At 59.8% G+C, this 22066-nt stretch carries 12 protein-coding genes and 12 pseudogenes; 8 read left to right on the top strand and 16 right to left on the bottom strand.

Features of this window, described 5'->3' with window-relative positions; genetic code table 11:
* Nucleotides 1-345: 345 nt before the first annotated feature.
* The gene (locus tag EI171_RS11375) at nt 346-2448 is read left to right on the top strand and encodes a recombinase family protein (protein WP_161533367.1); all 2103 of its coding nucleotides are present in this window, start codon (nt 346-348) and stop codon (nt 2446-2448) included.
* Here the strand turns inward: EI171_RS11375 and EI171_RS11370 are convergent.
* The 5 genes and pseudogenes from EI171_RS11370 to EI171_RS11360 all read right to left on the bottom strand — a co-directional run.
* Nucleotides 2443-2877, bottom strand: coding sequence for an ATP-binding protein (locus tag EI171_RS11370; RefSeq protein ID WP_256380418.1), 435 nt, complete (start codon nt 2875-2877; stop codon nt 2443-2445). The two genes, EI171_RS11375 and EI171_RS11370, sit on opposite strands and share 6 nt — an antisense overlap.
* A pseudogene (locus tag EI171_RS46405) lies at nt 2828-3010 on the bottom strand (ATP-binding protein); the annotation flags it as partial. The pseudogene EI171_RS46405 and the gene EI171_RS11370, both read right to left, overlap by 50 nt.
* 114 nt (nt 3011-3124) lie before the next feature.
* Nucleotides 3125-4628 (bottom strand): annotated as a pseudogene (gene istA / locus EI171_RS11365) (IS21 family transposase); the annotation flags it as partial.
* Nucleotides 4629-4774: 146 nt separating this feature from the next.
* A pseudogene (locus tag EI171_RS45530) lies at nt 4775-4945 on the bottom strand (ISNCY family transposase); the annotation flags it as partial.
* A 13-nt stretch (nt 4946-4958) separates the two neighbouring features.
* A pseudogene (locus tag EI171_RS11360) lies at nt 4959-5700 on the bottom strand (IS66 family transposase); the annotation flags it as partial.
* A 178-nt stretch (nt 5701-5878) separates the two neighbouring features.
* Between EI171_RS11360 and EI171_RS11355 the strand changes: the two are divergent.
* Nucleotides 5879-6176: pseudogene (locus tag EI171_RS11355) on the top strand (IS256 family transposase); the annotation flags it as partial.
* Between the two features lie 177 nt (nt 6177-6353).
* Here the strand turns inward: EI171_RS11355 and EI171_RS11350 are convergent.
* The gene (locus tag EI171_RS11350; protein ID WP_246740502.1) at nt 6354-6653 is read right to left on the bottom strand and encodes a hypothetical protein; all 300 of its coding nucleotides are present in this window, start codon (nt 6651-6653) and stop codon (nt 6354-6356) included.
* A gap of 880 nt (nt 6654-7533) precedes the next feature.
* Here EI171_RS11350 and EI171_RS11345 point away from each other — a divergent pair.
* Both EI171_RS11345 and EI171_RS11340 read left to right on the top strand, forming a co-directional pair.
* Complete coding sequence (locus EI171_RS11345) at nt 7534-7926, top strand: hypothetical protein (RefSeq protein ID WP_161533366.1); 393 nt, start codon at nt 7534-7536, stop codon at nt 7924-7926.
* 460 nt (nt 7927-8386) lie between these two features.
* The gene (locus EI171_RS11340; RefSeq protein WP_161533365.1) at nt 8387-8581 is read left to right on the top strand and encodes a hypothetical protein; all 195 of its coding nucleotides are present in this window, start codon (nt 8387-8389) and stop codon (nt 8579-8581) included.
* Nucleotides 8582-8583: 2 nt separating this feature from the next.
* Here EI171_RS11340 and EI171_RS11335 read toward each other — a convergent pair whose 3' ends face one another.
* Together EI171_RS11335 and EI171_RS11330 are read right to left on the bottom strand one after the other, a co-directional pair.
* Entirely contained in the window at nt 8584-8772 is a 189-nt protein-coding gene (locus tag EI171_RS11335) for a hypothetical protein (protein WP_161533364.1), read from the bottom strand.
* A 1159-nt stretch (nt 8773-9931) separates the two neighbouring features.
* The gene (locus EI171_RS11330; RefSeq protein ID WP_305765026.1) at nt 9932-10231 is read right to left on the bottom strand and encodes a hypothetical protein; all 300 of its coding nucleotides are present in this window, start codon (nt 10229-10231) and stop codon (nt 9932-9934) included.
* A gap of 15 nt (nt 10232-10246) precedes the next feature.
* Here EI171_RS11330 and istA (EI171_RS11325) point away from each other — a divergent pair.
* A pseudogene (gene istA / locus EI171_RS11325) lies at nt 10247-11587 on the top strand (IS21 family transposase); the annotation flags it as partial.
* On the opposite strand, the gene EI171_RS11320 reads toward istA (EI171_RS11325), so the two are convergent.
* Nucleotides 11575-13266: an outer membrane beta-barrel protein gene (locus EI171_RS11320; protein ID WP_161533363.1), complete on the bottom strand. Its 1692-nt coding sequence runs from the start codon at nt 13264-13266 to the stop codon at nt 11575-11577. The pseudogene istA (EI171_RS11325) and the gene EI171_RS11320 sit on opposite strands and share 13 nt — an antisense overlap.
* Before the next feature lie 620 nt (nt 13267-13886).
* On the bottom strand, nt 13887-14090 hold the full coding sequence (gene tnpB / locus EI171_RS11315) for an IS66 family insertion sequence element accessory protein TnpB (protein WP_161533362.1): 204 nt from the start codon (nt 14088-14090) through the stop codon (nt 13887-13889).
* Between the two features lie 223 nt (nt 14091-14313).
* On the opposite strand from tnpB, the gene EI171_RS11310 reads away from it, so the two are divergent.
* Nucleotides 14314-15357 (top strand): hypothetical protein, encoded by a 1044-nt coding sequence (locus EI171_RS11310; protein WP_246740501.1) that lies wholly within the window; start codon nt 14314-14316, stop codon nt 15355-15357.
* A gap of 35 nt (nt 15358-15392) precedes the next feature.
* Here EI171_RS11310 and EI171_RS11305 read toward each other — a convergent pair.
* Nucleotides 15393-15499: pseudogene (locus EI171_RS11305) on the bottom strand (integrase core domain-containing protein); the annotation flags it as partial.
* Between the two features lie 240 nt (nt 15500-15739).
* Between EI171_RS11305 and EI171_RS11300 the strand changes: the two are divergent.
* A pseudogene (locus tag EI171_RS11300) lies at nt 15740-16948 on the top strand (IS110 family transposase).
* A 44-nt stretch (nt 16949-16992) separates the two neighbouring features.
* Here the strand turns inward: EI171_RS11300 and EI171_RS11295 are convergent.
* Nucleotides 16993-17364, bottom strand: a pseudogene (locus EI171_RS11295) (IS3 family transposase); the annotation flags it as partial.
* A gap of 171 nt (nt 17365-17535) precedes the next feature.
* Complete coding sequence (locus EI171_RS11290; protein WP_161533361.1) at nt 17536-18309, bottom strand: IS5 family transposase; 774 nt, start codon at nt 18307-18309, stop codon at nt 17536-17538.
* A 50-nt stretch (nt 18310-18359) separates the two neighbouring features.
* Here EI171_RS11290 and EI171_RS11285 point away from each other — a divergent pair.
* Nucleotides 18360-19306 (top strand): annotated as a pseudogene (locus EI171_RS11285) (IS110 family transposase); the annotation flags it as partial.
* A gap of 236 nt (nt 19307-19542) precedes the next feature.
* Here the strand turns inward: EI171_RS11285 and EI171_RS11280 are convergent.
* From EI171_RS11280 to EI171_RS11270, 3 genes and pseudogenes are all read right to left on the bottom strand, one after another.
* A pseudogene (locus EI171_RS11280) lies at nt 19543-19805 on the bottom strand (transposase); the annotation flags it as partial.
* Between the two features lie 201 nt (nt 19806-20006).
* Nucleotides 20007-21027 (bottom strand): annotated as a pseudogene (locus EI171_RS11275) (IS110 family transposase).
* Between the two features lie 348 nt (nt 21028-21375).
* A complete protein-coding gene (locus EI171_RS11270) occupies nt 21376-21999 on the bottom strand; it encodes a J domain-containing protein (protein ID WP_097669982.1) in 624 nt (207 codons plus the stop codon).
* Between the last annotated feature and the right edge of the window lie 67 nt (nt 22000-22066).

Here is a 22066-nt window from a genome sequence, read left to right as displayed (position 1 = left end):
CGCGTCGACCGATCTCGCCGAGACGTCGATCACTTCGCGCCCGAACGCCGCCGCTCTGCCGTGCGTCAGTGCACGGACGCTGATCCCATTGATGCAACATTTGAGCGCGAGTCTGGACCTTCTCGACGAGAAGGTGATTCGCGATGACCCACCGACCGCTTCCAGGTCGCGTTGCGTATCGACCGCTGCCGACCTTGGCAGATCCACCCGGCCGTCCGACGGCCGACGTTCCGCGCCTGTGGCCCAATCTGTCGACCGCGACGCAAACCCAGATTGCTCAAACAATCGCCGCGCTGATGCGGCGAATGCAAGCGATCCCCGGCACGCCCGGAAGGGGACTGGGTCGTGCTGATCAGCTCGAACATCGCTGACGAGCGGCTCACGACCGCTCACCGAGCCAAGTTGGCCTATGTCTACGTGCGGCAGTCATCCGTGAACCAGGTGCGCCAGCATCAGGAGAGCACCGAGCTACAGTACCGCCTTGTCGACCGCGCCATCGGTCTAGGCTGGCCGCCTGAGCGCGTCCAGGTGATTGACGAGGACCTGGGCAAATCCGGCGCTGGCGGTGTGGATCGTCATGGTTTCCAGAAGCTCATTGCCGAGATCGGCCTTGGCAACGCCGGCCTGGTGGTGAGTCTCGACGCTTCTCGCTTGGCCCGCAATAACCGGGACTGGCATCAGCTTCTCGAACTGTGCTCGGTGTTCGGCGTGGTCATTGCGGATGGCGAGCGGCTTTACGACCCGCGCGCCTACCACGACCGCCTGCTGTTGGGCTTGTCCGGCATCATGAGCGAGGCGGAGTTGCATCAGCTTCGGATGCGGCTTCACCAAGGGGAACGCCAGAAGGCGGCGCGGGGCGAACTGCGGCTGCCCCTGCCAGCCGGGCTCGCCTATGATCGAGCCGGCACAATTATTCTCAATCCCGATGAGGAGGTGCAGGCCCGTTTTCATCTCGTGTTTGTCAAATTCCGGGAACTGCAAAGCGCTCGCCGTGTGATGCGGTACTTGGACAGGAACAGATTGTTCTTGCCGGTTCGACCGCTGCTTGGACCATCTCCACACGAGATCGTCTGGCGTGCGCCAGATAGTGCACGCGTCCTTAGTATCCTTCAAAATCCGGCCTATGCTGGGGCGTATGTTTATGGCCGCCGGCAAAAGGATCCAAGCCGATGCCGGCCGGGATCGCTGACGGGAACGGTCAAGGTGGCGATCGCGGATTGGGCGGTTTGCCTCCACGCCGCTCACCCAGGCTATATCAGCTGGGAGGAGTTCATGGCCAACCAGGGGCGACTGGCAGATAACGTCTTCCGCTATGAGGCAGGACACTCTGGCGTACCGCGCAAGGGGGCAGCCTTGTTACAAGGAATTGCGGTCTGCGGTCGTTGTGGACGGCGCATGAGCATGCGCTACACGGGCCCGCATGCCGACTATCCGGTCTATTGCTGCCGCTCGGATCGGGACCAGCAAGGCAGTGCGCTATGTCAGGAAGTCCGGGCCTTGGCGGTTGACGCGCTGGTCGAACGGGTGGTCCTCGATGCCCTGGTGCCGGATCAGATTGCGATCGCACTCGCGGCGGCGGGCCAACTGGAGCAAGAGAGCCGTCAGCTCGAGCGCCAGTGGGCGCTTCGCGTGGAGCGCGCCCGCTACGAGGCCGAGCGCGCTCGGCGTCAGTATGACGCCGTAGAGCCCGAGAACCGTCTTGTGGCGCGCTCACTTGAGCGGGATTGGGAAGACAAGCTGCGTGTCGTCGAGGCGATCGAGCAGGAGCATGCGCGTTGGCGCGCGCAAGAGCCGCTCCTGATTGGCCCAGCGGAACGCGCAGGGCTACAAGCGCTCGGCGAGAACCTGCCGCGGATTTGGAATGCGGCCGCCACGTCGGCAGCCGATCGCAAGCGCATTCTGCGATTTGTGATCCGCGAAGTCGTTCTTGATCAAAAGCGGACCCGAGGTCAGGTGTGGCTCAAGATCGTCTGGCAGACCGGCGCAACCAGCGAGCATCACGTACAACGGCGCGTTCACACCTACCGCAACTACATCGACATTGATCGGTTGCGGCAACGGATCGTCGAGTTGAATGCTGAACACAAAATGGATGGCGAGATCGCCGCAATACTCAATCAGGAAGGCTTCGTTGCGGCCCGAGGCTGTGCCTTCAAAGGCGAGAACGTCTGGCTGTTGCGGACCCGCTGGGGCATTCCCACCGTCAAAATCAACGGCGTGGACAAGAATCCGATGCGCTGGCCTGATGGCAGCTTCTCGATTCAGGGCGCGGCGGCTGAGCTTGGAGTAACCCCGCAAACGGTGTTCGATTATCTCGCGCGCGGATTGCTGGCAGGTCGTCAGTTAACCAAAGGCCAGCCATGGCAGATCGAGCTCTCCGACGAACAAATCAGTCAACTTCGCAATCAGGTACGACGCACCAAGCGTTCGAAGAAGGAGGCATCATGAAGTCATCGGCTCGGCAATCACGTCATGCCATTGCGACACGGGGACCTGACTCGTGATCAACAATGATCCCTTGTCGTAGCGATCATCGACGATCTCGAGTAGATCACGCCGTTGGTCGGCAGTGAGCGCTTCGGGTCCCCAGTCGTCAAGGATAAGCAGGTTGACGCGCTCCAGCGCCGCGATCAGGCGGGCGAGACGACCTTCGCCACGCGCCTGGGCGAGATCGGCGAACAAGCGGGGCACGCGCTTGTAGAGGACGGAGAAGCCATCGCGGCAGGCTCTGTTGCCGAGCGCGCAAGCCAGCCAGGACTTGCCGGGTGCCGGTCGGACCGACGATGACGAGATGGTTGTGCTCGTGGATCCATTGGCAGGTGGCGAGGCTCTGAAAGAGCGAACGGTCGAGACCACGAGCGGTGCGATAGTCGACATTCTCGATGGTGGCGGCCTGCCGGAGCCTGGCACTGCTCAAGCGCCGTACGAGACGGCGGTTGTCGCGGGCCATGACCTCGCGATCGACGAGGAGACCGAGCCAATCGGGGTGCGGCATCTCGGCGGCCTCGGGATTGTTCTGCAGTTCGATGAGGGTATCGGCCATGGCGGTGAGGCCGAGCGCGCGCAGTCGTTCGACGGTCGGATGAATGAGCACAATGATCTCCTGATTAGTTGTAGTAGCTGCGCCGCGGATGTTGGCGTGGAAGAGGACGGGCGCCTCCTGGGCGGGAGGAGCGGTTTTATCGGTGGCGTTCTTGAGGATGGCGGCGAAACGGGCATTGAGCAGCAGCGCACGGGCGCAGGCGGCGTCGACGCGTTCCTGACCATAGCGCTTGACTAGCCCGAGGATGCCAATTGCCGTGCGGAAGCCCTGTTCCGGATGCGACCGCGACCGCAGGATGACGTCGATCAGCGTCTCGGCGTCGGGGCCCACCTTGGCGGCTTCACAACGAATCCGCTCAGGAGTCCAGTGGCGGTAGCGGCGATGCGAGCTTGGCATATGCTCGGCGATCGTCGTTGGTCGATGCGGCAGAGTGCTGCGCAGATGCGAGGCGACGCGCTTGCCGCGCAGGAAAGTCTCGACGGTCTTTAGGGTGATCCGTGCCTCGACCTCCTCATGCACGAGGTTGTGAGGCACACTGTAGTAATGCTTGGCAATCTCGACATGATAATCGAGGTTCACCCAACAGCGCTTCCAGTCAGCATACTCGTAGGGTTCGTCGGGCAATGGGGTCAGTGCCGGTCGGTCGAGCTCCTCGAACAGCTCGCGACGACTTCGTCCTCAGCTCCGTAACGGTCTGTTGTTGAGATTGACGAGCAGTGCGTGGATCGCCTCGTTGAGGGCGGCGAGCGAGAAGAAACGGCGGTTGCGCAGGCGCGCCAGAATCCATCGCCCGACGATTTGGACGCCGACTTCGACCTTGGCTTTGTCGCGCGGCCGATACGGCCGTGCCGGAACGATGGCAGTGCGGTAATGGCGGGCAAGATCGGCATAGTCCGGTATCGGCTCGTGAAAGCACGCCCGGGTGATGCCGGCCTTGAGATTGTCGCTCACCGTCTGCCGGGCCACGCCGCCAAAAAAGCAAAAGACCCTGACATGGGAGGCGATCCAGTCCGGCAGGCTCTGGCTGAGGCTGGCCTCGGCGTATGTGTAGTTGGAAGCACCGAGCACGGCGACGAAAATCTGCGCCGTGCGCACCTCGCCGGTTAGCCCATCGACCACCTCAAGCGTGTGGCCCGGAATAGTCGACGAACAGCTTCTCGCCGGCGATATGGACCTGGCGCAAGGTCGGCTTGAGGCGGCTAGCCCATTCCTTGTAGCGTTCGCAGAACCACGAATAGCTGAAGCTGTCGGACTTGGAGCCGCAATACTCCTCCCACAACAGCATCAACGTGACGTTCCTCCGCCGCAGCTCGCGATGAACGAGCGCCCAATCCGGCTGCGGCCGCTCATCGCTGGGCAAATCGGGCGGTGGCGGAAACAGGCGATTCTCGAGCCGGACATCGTCATCGAGCTCCGGCGGCAACGGCCAGGTCAGGTCGGCTCGGCGCGCCAGGTTGAGGTACTTATTGACCGTGCCCTGGGCCAGGCCGAGGCTGCGGGCAACCGCGCGCTGCGACATGCCGACGCTGTAGTGCAGGCGTAAACCTTCGCGAATGTGGCGCATGGACAGTCTCTCTGTCGGCATCTCGATCCTCTGCTGTCGGACAAAAGACCGAGCTACCTGGGTTGCAGACTGTCAGTGGTGTCCGGCTCGCTGTCCCCGATCACGATGTTCTGGAATGAGTGATCACGATGGCCTGGAATAGGTGATCACGATCGTCTGGAACGCGCAAGCTGTCGCCGAAGTTCTGTCAACACGGTACTTAGGAGCGTTTGCTCGCGCACCAGCAACGGCGCACGCTCCGTCCAACCGGTCGCAATCTGTAAGCACCAGCGTCTGGATAAATGCCGCGCGCCGAGGGGTCCGCTGTGGTCAACCAAATCGGCTTCGACAGTAAGCGGCAAGCTGCGGCCGTCAGGCGGTGTGGTTCCATGGCATAAGCGCGTCGATTTCGCTGCTCGGCCAGCCGTTGGCGATACGCGGAAGCGTTAGGCTGAGCCAGGCGAATGGATCGACGTTATTCATCTTTACTGTCTGCAGGAGTGTTGCGATGGTCGCCCAGGTTCGTCCGCCGCCGTCGCTGCCAGCGAAGAGGCTATTCTTTCGCGTAATTGTTTGTGGTCTAATGGCGCGTTCGACGATGTTGGAGTCGAGCTCGATGCGACCATCAGTCAGGACGCGTTCGAAGATGGCACGGCGCGAGACGGTATAGCGGATTGCCTCAGCCAGTTTTGATTTGCCGGAGATCCGCCGCAAGGTCTGCTGCCAGAGATCGCTGCGACGACCGCCAAGGAGGCTTGCTGGCGCGCGGCAACGCGTACATCGGGGCTTTGACCGCGTATGGTCTTCTCGACCTGCCAGAGCTTCGCCATCCGCTCGACCGTCGCCGTCGCCACTTTCGAGCTTCCTGCAACGTGCAGCTCATAGGACTTGCGCCGGCTGTGGGACCAGCAGCGGGCCAAGGTGACGCCACCCATTGGTGCGATCGCGGCGCGCCAGCTTGTTATACGCGGCATAGCCATCCACTTGCAGGATGCCGCGATAACCGCTGAGATGCCGGACCACGCATTCGCCGGAGCGGCTGTCTTCGAAGCGATACACCACCATCGGCGGCCGCTACGGCCAAAGGTTCGGTTTCATCTCGGGCATAGACCCATCTGTGGACGCCCCGCCAGATGCAAGCGGTTTTTGGAAGAAGATTTGCACGTGGTCGGATGCTGCCATCTGTCCGGCTGGTTCGCCGGCGACTGGGGTTGTGGACGAAGCGTTTGTCGAAGTGCGGGCGAGCTTCGATCGGTTCTGCCTGCGGCGGGGATCGAGGCGCTCGGCACGATGATGGAATCCTGACTGTCGTCCGGTTGAAGTTGCCGAAGGAGCTTCGTCGATCGCTCGCCTGCACCAACATCGCCGAGAACATGATGGGCACCATTCGCCGCGTCACGCGCAACGTCAAACGCTGGCGGCATGCCGGTATGGCCTTGCGAGGGGTCGCGGCCGGCATGATCATAGGCCAACAAGGGCTTCCGACGATTGAAGGCGCATAAGCAATTGTCGGTTCTGCGTGCGACTCTTCAAGCTCGCCACAATCGCATGACGATCAACCCCGTTGCCCACGTCACGAGGGCCGCGTAACATTCATTCCGGCAACATCGGCTCGACCTAATTCAACAGCAATCAGGACATCCCCTTCGCCAAATGCTGCTAGACTTACGACAGGGCCTTTCCAGGTATTTTGCCAAATCGCTGCCGGCGATGAGAATAGCCATGCTCTGGAGGTGCTATTAGGTCCAGAGATCGGCAAAGATGCTCCTAACCCTCGTGAACACTCGCTGAGTTTAGCTGCTCGATCTCTTCGAGCAGCACGTGGGTTGTGCCAGCACTCTGCGGATCGGCGAAAATATCGAGATGGATTTCGTGAGCCAGCTCCACTATGGCCTCTAGATGACGACCATTCTTGAACAAAGCGTACTTGAACGCTTGGTCGCGGTTCACGAATACGCCACCAAAGAGGCCGTTATGTTCACGCGCAACCCAATTACCACGAGAATTTCTACCAATAAACACGGTCGACGCTGTGAGGCCGCAGAAAGGGAACTTGATAGGCATCATGATCTTAATCCTCGCATGACCTTAGATATGCGACATCGCGTGGCTCTTTAGAGTGTCGCCCTGGACCTGCGCGATCGAGCAACGCAATTCCGACCCTTTTCGATGAATCTCGTAGATACCTCCGAGTCTTACGCTGGAGTCGGCGCTTTCAGCGCCCCGCTGACCACGAAAACGGTCGACTGGTGGAGTCAGCAATGTGCTGATCACTACATGAAGCGGAAGTTAGGACGGCCGAGAAGCGCGATTGGCCTGCTCGAAACGCGGACTTCGGCCAAGAGCAACTCCTGGCACGCCACGCGTTGAGTAATCTGCCTGTGCCGAAGTCCAACATACAGTTGACCGCCTTTCTGTTTCCTCCAGCATTCTTGTTGACCACTTGGTGGAGTTCTCGGTAATCACGCTGATGCTCATCGCTAGCCAGCACCATTCTCATCAGCGCATCGGTCAGGATATGTCGGCAAGGGGGCATCGGCGACTCGGGAACAAACCATCCCATTCCAAGCAACTAGCGTGCCGCTCGGCGCCTCTGATCGGCGCCGCGCTCCCCTGTGAGACCAACAATTACTCTGCGCGAAGCGATCGAGAAGTAAGGGTTGTCCTAAGCGGACCGATGCCGCCATGAATCAACCCCACCGGCAGCGACTTGCTGGATGTGGGCATCGGTGTGCCCATCTTTGCGGCAGGCGCCCCACGTCACATTGCTGTTTTGGTAACGCGCAGCCGACGCCTACAACAAAGGTATCGCGAACAGTATCAAGTAGAACGCCTACACGCGATTTAATCTCGGCCACGGAGCCCCCTCGATGCTAGACCTCGGCTGCGATTAGCTGGGCAGCGTCCTTCTGCTGACTCATACGAGAAGGTGATCGAGAACCGAGTGATGAAGCCATTTAGTCGTCCGTTCTTTAATCGCGGGGTTAAAGATTTCGTGAAGCTAGCCCTTCCAAAGAATGCCAGTTACGCTCGCCTCTTGTTGGTCGCGCATTCTTCGAGCTACCAGCACCAAGGGGAGTCCAGGTCACCATTGGTTCGATCCTTAACTTCCGCTGGCCGCAAAGTGGTCTTTCATCTGACTCAAGGTGATCCTTTGCCTGAGCTTACCAGTGATCTGAAGAATGATAAGCACTCCCTCACTGGAGCGGATGGAGAGCACGTGCGCAGAATCATGGGTTACGATTCATCGGTGGCCGATTTTGCGGTCGAACACATCGCCAGTTGCGGGAAGGCGGAAGAGAACGTGTCCGTTTTCTCGGTTTTGCGATTATCGCAATAGGGCATATTCGACGCTTTGCAGCGCCCCTAAGGCTTGAGCTTGCTCTACCTAGGGTTCCAGGCGCGCGAGATAAACGGCGCTCTGCACGCGTCAATCCGCATGTCAGTTTCGCGAGACTTATCTCGTTCTCTTTTCATCTACGCGAAGACGCTCTAGCAGAAGCAAGGGCAGGCTGATTCAGAGTCAATACCTTCACACCACAGTTGATCGAGTAAAGGGCGCGCTTTTGCTAGGGCGTGAACCCATAAATCTGCCGCACTGAACTATCAAGCCACATCGCGGGAAAGCATTCATCAGGGAATGAGAGAAGGAAGTATCCCGGCATTTTGGTGCGCCTGAGATCATCCTTTCCCCTTTTAAACCGAGGGTAGTCTCGTTGTAGGCGGGTGCCATCCACAACCCACACCATATTTCCGTAGAAGCGCTCGCGTGCAGCCCGTTCTAGCGGATCGAGATGCGAATGCTGAAACTCAATCACAAGGCCATGAGGGGTACGGACATCAGCGATGTGCTTTTCCCCGGATTGCCCATCGTGCTGGATAAACTCTTGGCATTCGGCCGGGAAGTTGTTTTTCCACGCGCGGTGCCAGCCGGTTTCCTTTTAGTGCATATCTCATGTCGCAAGACCCATCTGGGAAGCGAAGAAATAGGCTGAGCTTATCTACATCGTGCACGCAGGCAACATGATTCAGTGAATGCAACATCATCAATCGTCATCGTCGCGATAGTGATGATGGTAGTGGTGGTGATTATGATTCCGGCGATCTTGGTGATCGAGATCGCGGTAGGAGCTGTGATGATGAAGATGGTGATGATGCCGCCAACTGTGATGGTGATGGTAATCATACGGTCATCTGTGCCGGATCGCCTCGCATGTCGGCAATAGTCATTCGCGACTGGGTATCCTAACTCAGGCAGATAAGTCGGCCGCAGACGATAAGCTTTTCATACAAAGCTTGCCGATAACCGACGCGCGATTGCTCCGTTGCGCCGCAAGGCCGTGAAAACCTCGTCACTGCCCATTAAGTGGTAGAGCAGGAAGCTCTACTCGCACACACGCTATTCCCCTAAGTTTAGGGTCCAAAAGGGGGTATCTATCGCTTCCTTGAGCAAAGTACGGATGCCGGGCTTGAACTTCGCCTTTCCGTTTACAATGGCAATCGGACCGAAGGCGGTAAACCAGCGAACAAGTTTGCGGTTGTCCACGAAGGCAGGGGTGGCGGCTAATAGTTTATCAACCAGCCGCACATCGCTATGCGTGCTTAATCCTGCTTGGTTGAGCTATCGGCGGGTTCACCGGCACCGCTACTTTCGGGCGAATATCGACGATGACCTTGCTGAAGCCACATCGACGGAGCGCTGGTTAGCGCTTTCTGTCCGACTTGCCGGAGAACTTCGACGGACGTCTCGCCTCGAGCTGCGGCTTCTAGAATTTTGGAAGCGACGTGCGCTCGGGTGCCGGTCTCGTGACGGGGCAGCCCTTTGCACACCTCATCCAGAACTCGACGGAGACAGGCTGTTGTTTCGGAGTCGAGCATAGAAGGTCTCCTCCAATGGAGCGGTACAATGACCACACTGCAAGCGCGAGATTCACGACATAAATATTATCAATGGGCTGGTGTGAACGCGAAGGAAATGGTCTTCTGAATTTCCTTACTTAAGGTTGCGCGATATGGATATACATTAAACGATGTCGCGTGTCATCAACCCTGATGTCTTGGCAGGACCGCCGACACATTCGGACAAGTCGTTCGATCGCTTGATGGTCTTCTCAGCGCCCAGCAGGGCCTCGCGGCTGAAGATATCCGCTCGCGGCGCGTCATCAATGATCGGCGATTTATTCGATGTCGTAAACCCGACGAGCTCCGTCGGATACGCAGATGACCCGCGTGCGCGATCCAGCTCACGTTCCGAGGAGATGTCTGCGCAATCTGCATGCCCAGCTCGAGCGCGGGAGCACCTCCTGAGTTAGCAGCACCGAAGAACATCACGGCTCTACTCCTGATCAAGACTCTGGCCCTTTCAAATACTCTAGAAGCGCCCGCCGTTCGGCGTCGGTCAATTCTGGCCCGATGACCCCAGGCGGCAGCTTCGTTATATCGGTTTCCTCGCCCTCAAAAGAATGCCCGCGATTGCTGTTCCCAAGCAGCGATACGTTGAAGTCCGTCAGGCCGGCCGGGCAGGCGTCGCTCGCTCGCACTTTCGCAACGAGCCCGACGTTAACAGGATCGAATTTGCGACTGCCAACGCAGAAAGAACTCGGCCGGCGGCCCTGCGGCAATAACATATCCTTCAGCGTCGGCACGGACCCGTTGAACCGGCGCGTGAACAGCTGACGTAGATCCGGATCTTCGAAGACCTGCGCGGCCGCGGCTATGACGGCGGTTACGATGCGGTGCGGCGTTACGACGGGCGGTGGAGTAAGGAGCGCGGGCAATCGACCGCGGCTGCTTATGTCCGGCTGAGCTTTGCACCCGGCGAAGCCTACCAGTTCGACTGGAGCCACGTGGTCATTCTGCTGAGCGGCACCACGGTGATGGTGAAGGCCGCCCATGTCCGGCTCTGTCACAGCCGCATGCTGTTCGTGCGGGCCTATCCGCGGGAGACGCAGGAGATGGTGTTCGATGCCCACGAAGGGGCGTTCGCCCTGTTCAAGGGCATCTGCAGCCGGGGCATCTACGACAGCATGAAGACTGCGGTGAAGTCGATCTTTGTCGGCAAGGATCGTCGCTAGAATCGCCGCTTTCAGCAGATGTGCAGCCACTATCTGATGGACCCGGTTGCCTGCTCGCCGGCGTCGGGCTGGGAGAAGGGCCATGTCGAGAACCAGGTCGGGCTGTTCCGAGAGCGCTTCTTCACGCCGCGGCTGCAGTTCAAAAACATGGACGAGCTAAACGCCTGGCTGCTCGACAAATGAATCGCCTACGCCAAAGCTCATCGCCATCCGGAGCTGGCCGATCAGACGATCTGGGACGTGTTCGAAACCGAACAGCCCAACTCGTTCCTTATGCCGGCCGCTTCGACGGCCTCCAAGCGGTGACGGCATCGGTCTCGAAGACTTGCCTGGTGCGCTTCGACAACAACAAGTACTCAGTCGCAGGCAGCGCAGTCGGACGCCCGGTCGAGGTCCAGGCTATACCGATCGCATCTGATCCGCCATGATGGAAGGAACCTTGCGGAGCATCCACGATCCTTCGGACGCGGCGAGACGATCTCCGATCGCTGGCACTATGTGCCGGTGCTGGCCCGCAAACCCGGCGCTTTGCGCAATGGCGCTCCCTTCAAGGACTGGGTGCTGCCGGCCGCACTTGAGCGGATCCGGCGCAGGCTTGCCAGCACTGACGACGGCAATCGGCAGATGGTCGACATCCTCAACGCCGTGCAGACTGACGGTCTGCCCGCGGTGAAAGCCGCCTGTGCCGTAGCCCTCGAAGTTCGAGATGCGGTGGCGCTACTTGACACCCGAAATGGCCGGGGCTGCACGGTCCCTACATGGGCGGGAACCGTTCGAAACTTCAAACTGAGACACGACTCAAATTTCCATCGAGCTCGGGAGCCGCGGCAGCGCTCATATATAGCGCTGCCGTCCCTCCGGTCTAGGCCGGCCACAAAAACATTTGGCCTGCCCGGGCTTGCTGCCCGACTCAGTCAAAACTTGTAGGAGGTCTGAAAGAACGTTCCCCAACGCTCCATGCTGTACTTCGCAGGGGTGTGTGCGCCGTAATTGAAAGAGACATCGCTGTCACCCCCGGTCCACATCGCCCAATACCGGGCCCCAACACCAATGCTGAAGTTTTTGCTGAGAAAGTAAGACAATGTTCCTTCCACCTGAACGCCTGCACCACTTCGCCCGCGCTGATCGTAGAAAGCTGTTTCAGGGCGTAGAAGATGGTTGTCGCGACCAGTAAAGTCGGTCCACGGCAGGTAAGCAACGTCGGCGCTCACGCGCCAGCGCTCGAGCAGCATCGCCTCTGCGCTCATGCCGATACGCGGCGCATTCCAATTGGTGTCTTGACTGCCGGTGAGCCGTTTCGATAGCGGTACCGCGCACGGCCCCACCGGCGAGGCGATCTGCGCGCACCCCCTGGAATCCGATTTTTGGCCGTAGTAGCCCCATCCGAAAAAGGCGCCTAATTTGTAGGCCTTATCGCGCAGAAAGTCATATCCGGCGTCGGCCGTGTAGTACATGAATTTCCCATTCGCCTGGTCTGATAAGGTGTTGGTATAGCCGATGCCGTAGTAACTTGAATCCTCGTCGTTCATCTTTCCCTTCTCGAAGCGTCCGAGGCCAACATTGCCCTTCATGAATATTCCCCAGGGACTATCAAGACGTGCGAAAAGCTCGCCGGAAATGCCGTCCAGCCCATGATAGGTGAGCCTCGAACTCGGAATGACGCTATCGCCAGGCATCGGAGGTGGAAGATTGTAGTCCCATTGGAATGTTCCCCTGCTGAGCCAGACCCGTGAGCCGCCTTCAATCGACCAATCATCGGAATATGCACGATGACCGGCCCCCCCTCTTTCGGGGAACAGCGATCCATGGGACCGTTCCGGCTGACTCGGGCCGCTTCCGAAATGATAAGTCAAGCCGACCTTTCCAACTTGATAACTGCTCGATAAATCGCTTGCGCTGGCGGGGATGACGGCGAGCGGCGGGAACTGCATGGTCGGAGGCGTCGCCAGGGGCGGTCCAGCAAACCTCATATAGTCGTATTCAAATTTGAGCGACCAAGCGGCCGTCAAGGCTTGCTCCACACCGAATCCGACAGTCCATCCGAAACGACCGTAGTCAAATTGCGTAGTGTGCTGCGGAAATCCGGGAGACCCGTCATCGTGAAATTCGTCATTGTTAGCGATGCTCCCGCGATTGTTCTGCCAGGCTGCGCCGGCCTTGACATAGGTGAGCGTGCGACCCTGGGCACCAAAAGTGTAACCGATCCGAGCGGTGCCTGTGACAAAGACGTTCGGACCTGCCTTGCAGGTGGCGATCACAACATTACCGGAGAAGGCAAGACAGCTATTTGTGCCGTCGGACACAGCATGGCTTACATCCAACTCGGCGCCAAGAACCCATCCGTTGCTTTGCCAATTGTAGCCGATCTGACCGCCGGCGAGGAATATTGGCGTGTTGACGATGTCGCCATAGATTGATGGCCCGTAGGGATTGGTGAAGGACGTGCGGCCATAACCACCACCGCCGTGAAAGCCAACATATCCTCCAGTCCAGCTCCACAATGTCGACGAGACTCTCGCCGCCGGGGTCAGGTCCGCTGAGTTAGCGAGACTGCATGTTGCAAGCGAAACTACTGCCGCGCCGCAAACAAGAACTCCACTTCGCATATCACCTCAGAAACAACATGCGCGCCATTCGCAACGTAGCCCGAACGGTCGTTGTTCTGGCGCCGCTCCCATGACGGTCGCAGTGAGCAGAATCCGTGCCACCCTGAACACTGCGTATTCGATGTTTTTTTTCCATGGCCACGTCGGATAGCCGACAAGACCGGTCACAGCTGCGACAAGTCGGGCGTTTGAGCGCCGAGGTGCGCAATCATCGCAGTGTCAAGGCGCGTGTACCCGGCGGCTAACACAGAAGCCCGTCGGGCGTCCGGCGCTGACATGGGTCCACTCCAAGGAGTGTGTGGTGAGGTCCGTCGATGCGATCGGCGCGTCAGGTGGTAGCAACGAGGGTGAATTCTGCGGCGTCGCGCTTTACTACTTGGCGATCGCGACCTGGGTCCCATTTAAACAAGCACGCCTCCGCCTTGACCGCTCTGAAAATGTCCATCAGCGTCGCTCCGGCGCGTGCAACACTCGCCCTTACCTTCATCGCGATCTCAGGTGAGGCGCGTGCATGCGCGTCCAATCCATGCCGCCCAGAAGTGCTGACAGCTGGACGCATTCATCCGCATCACGCCGGCCATGATGGGAGGCCATTTGAAGCTACTGCCATCAAGCCGCTTCTAGTACATCACAAGGCCGCTGCCATCCCAGACGACAATCTTCACCCGATCGGCGCGCTTCGCACGGAACACCACCGCCACGCCCTTCATCGGGTCATGGCCCAGCGTCTCCTTCGCCAGCAACGCTAAGCCCTCCGCACCCTTCCTGAAGTCGACAGGTTGCGTCGCCACATAGATCATGAGGCTCGCGGGCATCGTCAGCATGAACGTGTCCGTCGCAGTGCCAGCAACACATCGCTCAACACAGCAAGGCCAGGCGCCCCGCGCAACTCCACGCGCGCGCCCTGGAACTCAACCGTCACAATGGCTGCCTCCGGCGACCCGGAGGGCTCTGTGGCCGCCGGCAACGCTGATTCCGACACCACCGGCACGAACGACAGTCCGCTGCACGCGCTGCGGTCGTAAGCTCACACTCCGGTACTCCGGCATGGAGAACCATATCCCGCGCTACAGCTGCAACCGTGCCTGGATGGATAATGGCGGGGCCCACTGCATCGCCTTCGGCGGACTGCGCGTCGATGACGCCATCGAGGAATCGCTGCTTGGAGTCGTCGGTCCGGGCGCTGTCGCCGCCGCAACCGCTGCCGCCAAGGGAGCCAGGGAACGGCGCGATCAGGTACGCGATGCTCTCAGTTGCGACCTCGAAGCGGCGCGCTATGCCGCCGACAGGGCTTTCCGGCAATACGATGCCGCTGATCCCGCGAACCGGCTGGTGGCCAGTGAGTTGGAAGCCCGCTGGAACAGGGCGCTCGCTCACGCGGCGGAGGTTGAGGCCAAGATCGCCATGCATGATGCGGCGACGCCCGCACCCATTGCCGATCCAGTCTCGCTCGGCGTTCTGGCCTCGAACCTCAAAACGGTCTGGGATGCGCCGACGACGGATGCTCGCCTCAAGAAGCGCATTGTGCGCACCCTCATCCATGAGGTCGTGGCCGATATCGACGACGCGGCCTCGGAGATCGTTCTCATCGTCCATTGGGTGGGGGGCGCCCACAGCGAGTTGCGCTTGCCGAAGCGCCGGCGCGGACAGCGCAACAGCACCTCTGCCGATATCGTCCAGGCCGTGCGTCAACTGGTGCTGATCGCCAGCGACGATCTGATTGCCGGCCTCCTCAATCGCAACGGCCTCAAGACCGGTAACGGCAATCGCTGGACCCGCGAGCGCGTCACATCAATGCGCTCGAACTACCACATCGCGGTGTTCAAGCCTGCCGAGGACGGGATCGAGCCATGGCTCAACCTTGGCAACGCCGCAAAGCTCCCGAAGATCGCGCCTAAGACGCTCCGGCTGGCCGCTGAAGCCGGCGAGATCGAATCCATCCATCCTCTTCCGGATGGTCCTTGGATCTTCGCCCACACCTGGCTGATAACCACTGCTGCTCAATCTATCGCCGAACGAGCGCGACAGAACCCAAAATACCCCGCGGGATCGCATCCCGCTCAACAAACTCTCTTCTCTTCAATCACATAGCCAGATGGGTGTTCTGATGCGCAGTTGTAGTATCAGCGCCAAGTCTCCACTTTTTCCTGGGCGTCTGCAAGGGACAGGAACCAATGGGCGTTGAGGCATTCGGCCCGGAAGCGGCGTTGAACGCCTCGATAAAGGCGTTATCCGGCATGATGTAGCCGGTGTCCCGTGTTTCCAGACTCGATCTAGCCCATTAGCGTAGACCGATCCGGGCCTCGGGGCACCGGGAGCACGCAAGTGCGGGCAGGCCGTCGCACTGACATGAACTGCGAGTTCGAGGTCGTTATCTGGCCGCCCCTGCGACTAGCCCGGATGCGCTGCGAGCGCGGATCCGTAATTGTCGTGTTGCCCGCAGCTCCCTTTCGCACTGACCATGGAGGGAGAGATGCGCATCATTGGCATGGACATCCATCGCGTGGCGGCCGAGGCCGTGGCGCTGCTCGAGGGACATCTAACGAAGCTCGGCCGCATTCCCATGACTCGTGACAGCTTGGAGGCTTTCGCCAGGAAGGAACTCACCCATGATGACCACGTGGTCGTCGAGGCGACTGGCAATGCCGCGGCCGTTGTCGAAGTTCTAGCGCCGTATGTCGACCGTGTTGTCATCGCCAACCCGAAGCAGGTGCGGTAGATCGCGCACGCAAAGATCAAGACGGATGCGATTGATGCCGCCGTGCTCGCGAAGTTGTACGCCACCGGATTTCTTCCGGAGGTCTGGGTACCCGATCAGCGCACTATGGCCCTGCGACGGCAAGTTGCGCGCCGTACGCAGCTCGTGCGTCAGCGGGTACGCTTGAAGAACCTCATTCAGTCGATCCTTCACGCCCACCTCATTCCGCCCTGTCACACCTCAACCTTGTAGGGATCAGCGGTCGCAGGTGGATCGCCGCCCAGATTGTACCTGCCGACGAGCGTGCCGCAATCGAGCGGCACCTGGCGCAGATCGACCTGATCCAGGGTTCGTTGAAGGAGGTCGAGGCGGATATCGCGCGTGAAGCGATGTCCGATCCGATCATTCGGCGGCTGATGACGCTCCCGGGTGTGGACATGACGGTGGCTTCGGGCCGTCGGCGACGTTCGGCGCTTTGCCGATCCGACCAGGCTGGTGAGCTACCTGGGGCTAAACCCGAGCGTAAGGCAGTCTGGCGAGAGCTCCGCCTACCATGGCAGGATCACCAAGCAGGGCCGCGGCCAAGCTCGCGGAATGCTCGTCGAAGCAGCATGGGCTGTAGCCCGTTCGCCGGGACCGCTGCGTGCATTCTTCCAGCGCGTGGCTTCACGACGCGGCAAGCACATCGCGGCAGTCGCGACGGCGCGGAAGCTGGCGATGATCATCTGGCATATGCTGACCAAGAGCACTGACTACATCTGGACCAGGCCGGCCCTGCTGGCGCGCAAGTTCCGGAGCATCGAACTGCGCGCTGGATTACCCACCAGCCATGCCAAGCGTGGATCGGCCTATGATTACAACATCCCCGCGAAGAGGGCTGAGGAACGAGCACGCGTGGAATCCGCCGAGAAGGAGTACACGAGGTTCACGTCCCGGTGGCGGGCAAAGCCACGATCCCGACACAGCAAGGCTTCCGCGACATAGGGCTTGTCTACAACATCCGTGTCGGTTGGCTAGCCCGGCCTTGAGAAGTCCAGCGACCAGCGCGCGTGGGGCCTCGCCTCGACCAGGATCGGGGCTCGGGTCCCCACGGCCTTGCGGCGAGCCCGCCGCTTGCGGACGGTGAGCCCTTCCTCGCGATAAAGCAGGTAGATCCGATTGATCCCCGACGGCTCGCCCTCCCGGCGCAGCAGGACGAACAGCCGGCGGTAGCCAAAACGTCGCCGCTCGTTGGCGAGGTCACGCAGCCGGCCACGAAGAGCCGCGTCCGGAGGACGGCTGGAGCGATAGCGGATCATCTTCCGATCCGCGCCCACGATCGAGCAGGCCCGCCGTTCCGACAGGCTCATGACAGCCTGCAGATGCGCGACCGCAGCGCGCTCGGCGGCGGGCCCTACCATTAATGGGATGACCCGCCCCATCCTCTCGGTCAGACTGAGTTGGCCTTTAAAAGGAGGAAGCAATGAGGACACGGAACAAACCCAGGCCGGCAACGGTGTTTGGGATCGATATTGGCAAGAACCTTTTCCACGTCGTTGGGCTCGACGCCGCCGGAATGCCGAGAACCTATCTCAAAATTGTCGAAATAGGATCAGCAGGCAAGCGAGCTGGACGAAGCCGAGGAAGTTTTGCGGATAGAACTCCCAGCGGACCAGCAGGCGCCGCCGCCACTGTATCCAGGCGAAGAAGCGTTCGACCAGCCAACGCCGAGTATAACGACGGAGCCTGCGGCCGTCCTGGGTGAGCGACCTCACTCGGTTTGAACGATGTGGCGCGATCATCTCGATGCCTTGTGACCGCAGTTCATCGTCGAGCGCATCGCTGTCATAGGCGCGGTCGCCGATCAGGTTCTCTGGCTTGGCCTCGATCATGTAGAAGTCGAAGCAGAGCTGTACCAAGCGCACTTCGTGATGGTTCGCGGCATGCGTGCTCACTGAAAGCGGCAAACCGTGGCGATCCACAATCGCCATGATTTTTAAGCCCTTTCCGCGCCTCGTTGGGCCGATCTCTGCACCGCCGCCTTTGGCCATCGCAAAGGTCGCGTCGATGAAACACTCCTCTTCGTCGAGCAAGCCTTTCTCGCGAAGTTCGTTGGCGATATCGGTCAGAACGCGTCGCAGCACGTCATTGCGACACCAGTTCTGAAAGCGACGATGTACGGTCTTATAGTTCGGATAGCACTGCGGCAGCATGTGCCACTGCGCACCCGTGTTCAAAATCCAAAGAGCGGCTTCGAGAACTTGACGCGTCGCAATCGGCTTCCGGCCCGGCCGGCCGTCGGCAAGGTGCTCTTCCGGAAAGTGTTGCCGGATGCGCTCCCATTGCTCGTCCGTCAGCCGAATCATCTTTCCTTTATAGCCGATCGACGCTGATCTTCAATTTTGAGATAGGTTCGATCCAGAAGGCGACGTTTCGGCGAGCTACACTCTTGCAGTTCTTCGAACGCGCCGGGCCGGCTCTGGTGGGGATGGAAGCCTGCTCCGGCTCGCAATGGTTGGCACGCAAGATCGCCGCGATGGGGCATACCGTCCGCATTATTCCGGCTCAATTCGTCAAGCCTTATGTAAAGTCCAACAAAAGTGACATCATCGATGCCGCAGCGATCGCGGAAGCAGTGACGCGACCAACAATGCGCTTCGTCGAGATACGGTCGCCTGACACATTGACCTACAAGCGCTGCATCGTGTTCGCGATAGGATGATTTCGCAACGGACGTGTCTCATAAATCAGATGCCGGCTTTTTGCCTGGAATATGGGATCGCTATTCACCAGGGCGCCGGCAAGTGCAAGGCAGATCTGCCGAGGGTTTTGGCAGATGAATCGAATGATCTAACGTCGGCCATGCGTCGCATTCTTGCATCTACATTCGACGAGCTGCGGCAGCTGGAGCTGCGGATTGCTGAAGTCAACCGCGAGATTGAGGCGATTGCCTCTCAAAGCGATACCGCACGTCGATTAATGACTATCCCGGGCATTGGTCCCCTCGCGGCGACGGCGCTTTTTGGCAGCAGCTGGATCTGCCCGACAGTTCAAAAAGGCCCGCGATATGGCAGCTTGGCTGGGTCTTGTTCCCAGAGAATACTCTACGGGAGGCAAAACGAAGCTGCTGGGGACAAGCAAGCGCGGCAACCGATATCTGCGCCGGATGATCATCCACGGCGCCCGCTCCTGCGTGACACACCTTGATCGCTCGCGATATCACCTTCGCGCCTGGGACTTCAGGCACGCATGCACACTAACAAGGTCACCGTCGCCCTGGCGGCAAAGATTGCGCGGATCGCGTGGGTAGTGATGACTAAGCCCGGCGCAAGCTACGAACGGCGGGATCCGGCCTTTAGCTGATCCCGTTTATTCCAGACTGCGAGGCTCGTGAAAGTGATGACGAGACAGTCGATCGGCGCGCCGTAAGCCCTGTGCAAAAAAGCGGGTTTTGAGCCCGGACCATTTATCTGGGAACGGCACGCGCGGATCTCATCATGGCCTGGCCGCAACAGCGGCCCACTTGCAAGAGGCCGGATACATTTGTGCAGACTGCATCGTCCTGATCGAAACGACCCTTGCACGGGCGGGGCGGGTCATACATTTTTTGAAAGGAGCTCGCGAAGCGCTGCCGCATCGAGCATCTGCTCGGCAAGCAGCTTCTTCAGCTTCGCGTTCTCCTCCTCCAATGCCTCAGCCGCTTGGCCTCGGAGACATCCATGCCGCCAAATTTGGCCTTCCAATTGTTGATCGTCGCTTCGGAGATCCCGTGCTTGCGAGCGAGGTCAGCCGTCTTAGCCCCGGCCTCATGCTCCTTCAACACCGCGATAATCTGCTTCTGTATTCGGTCTGCTTCTGTCAATCCCTTAAGAGCACGTGCCGCGGGTACCTTGCTTCTGTTCGTGGTCGGCAAAGCCGCCACACGATGGGATTCGGTTGAATGGTCGGTTCAAGCTCTTCGGCGTAGTCACCCGACCTGGAGGGCGGATGCCACGACAGATCATACGAACTCGACCATCCCCACGCCCCGCGACGGGCGTCTCTTGGGATGGCGATGGCGTTCTTACGCCACCGCCGTCCATCGGAATTCGGTTCCATCAACCCACATTCGGTGAAGGATGACAGCCATCTCTCTGGCCAGCGCGACCTTCGCACGCTTGCTTCCTTGCCGGTGGGCAACACGCACCGCCCAGGCCTTCATCGGAGACCATCGGGTTGATGGCCTGAGAACGACGTTGGCAGCTTCGAACAGGGCTGTGCGCGTCTCTCCATCTCCGACTTTTGTGAGCCGTCCCACCCGATCAACCTCGCCAGATTGGTATCGTCGGGGCGTCAACCCGAGATAGGCGCCGACGGATTGGGAATGCAGGAATCGCCTGGGATCGTCCACAGTGGAGCGGAAGGTCAACGCAGAGACTGGGCCGATCCCCGGCATCGTCATCAAGAGCCGACAAGCCGGGTCACTGCGCACGGTCTTCAGAACCAGGCGATGTAGTCGGGCGTACTCCCGCATCAGCGCTTCGCGTCCGGCAAGCAGCGGATTCATGATCGCCTCGAGCAAGGCGTCATCGCCGACCAACTCACGAACTCTCGTCGCGAACAGAGTCCGCGAGACGATTCCGACTTTGAGACCGAGCGGACGCAGAAGTCCGCGGATGACTTGCTCTGCGGCAGCGATGGAGCGAACGATATGCTTGCGAGCCGCGGCCAGCGTCCGCGCCCTTTGGCTGCCGATGCTCTTGACGTGAACAGGCTTGAACCATCCCGTTCTCACCACCTGCGCGATCCCACGGGCGTCATTCCGATCGGTCTTCACCGGCATGGCCGAAAGCGCCGCCTTTAACTTGGCGGGCTTCCAAACTGATGGCCGGCAGCCCCAGTTCGATTAGATTTGCGGTCAGCCATTCTGACGTCGGTCCTGCCTCAAGGCCCACCCGTTCAACTTGATCAGCCCATGGTTCGAGATACTGCACAATCGATGGCGCATCCGCCAACGTCGTTCCCTCCCGGATAAGCTTTCCGGTCTCGTCCACCGCACATACCGCAACGGAATTCAGCGAAACGTCGAGGCCAACGTAGATCATGGCTTTTCCTCCTTGAATGGAATTGGTCCATGATCGTCAGTCAAAACGTGCTGCGCGGCACATAGGCCAGGCGATCGGGACCGAATACCCCATCTCTTCCGTGAACCTTGCTCGCTTCATTTGCCCGTCCTTCTTCAGGCCGCACTCTAACTCCTTCTGGAGGAAATACTCACGGACAGGTCAGGGCGAAATGAGACGAACCGCTCAAGATGTCGATTGTTCGCCATCCTCGGCCGAACGCGTTAGCCAGGGAATTAACGGCCAGCGAACCAGAGCAAAGCGAGTAATGTCTGGGTGGTTCCGTCCTCCACGGCTGATGCGCCATTGAGCCCCACTGAGATATCCGGGCTAGCTATCGCGCACTACCGTCTTGAGATAATGGTAGGCCTTGATGATCTCGACCAGGCGATCCTCCGTGGAGCGGTCGCCGCCATTGGCATCTGGATGGTGCTGCTTGACCATCGCCTTGTACTTCGCCTTGATATCGCCGAGCGTCGCATTGGCATTCAAGCCCATCACCTGCAACGCTTTCCGCTCGGCATTTAAAATCTTGCGCGCCTCAGGCTTGGCCTTCGCGCGGGGGCGCGCACCGGCGCGTCCGTTCAGCTCGAGGAGCGTGCAGAGGGCATGCCAGTCGTTCTCGAAATCGGCCGCGCTGCCGGTCATTTCGCTGGTGCTGATGTTCTCGCCCATCTTCCAGGTCGGACGATGGCCGGTCAGCGCGTCGTTCTGGTAGCGCGCGACCGCTTCCGCGTCCATGCCCGAGAAGAAATTGTAGGATTTATTGTATTCGCGAACATGGTCGATGCAGAAGTGCCAATATTCACGCTCATTGTCGCGGCCCTTGGGCGCCGGATGGGTAGCTTTGTTCTGGCAACCAGGCCATTCGCATAGCGCCGCGGTCTGGCGCTCTTGCGCTTCCTTCTTGTTGATGCGAATGGAGTCGAAGATTTTGGATGTGTCGATCAGCATGACCGGGCTCCGTTGGCGGAGCGGCAGTTAACAGCGCCGCTTGTCTGCTAGAGAATTGGTTGGACGG

This window comes from Bradyrhizobium sp. LCT2, assembly GCF_009931255.1.
Classification (GTDB): domain Bacteria; phylum Pseudomonadota; class Alphaproteobacteria; order Rhizobiales; family Xanthobacteraceae; genus Bradyrhizobium; species Bradyrhizobium diazoefficiens.
Note: the sequence above shows the minus strand (reverse complement) of the source record. Positions and strands in the feature narration are given on the sequence as shown.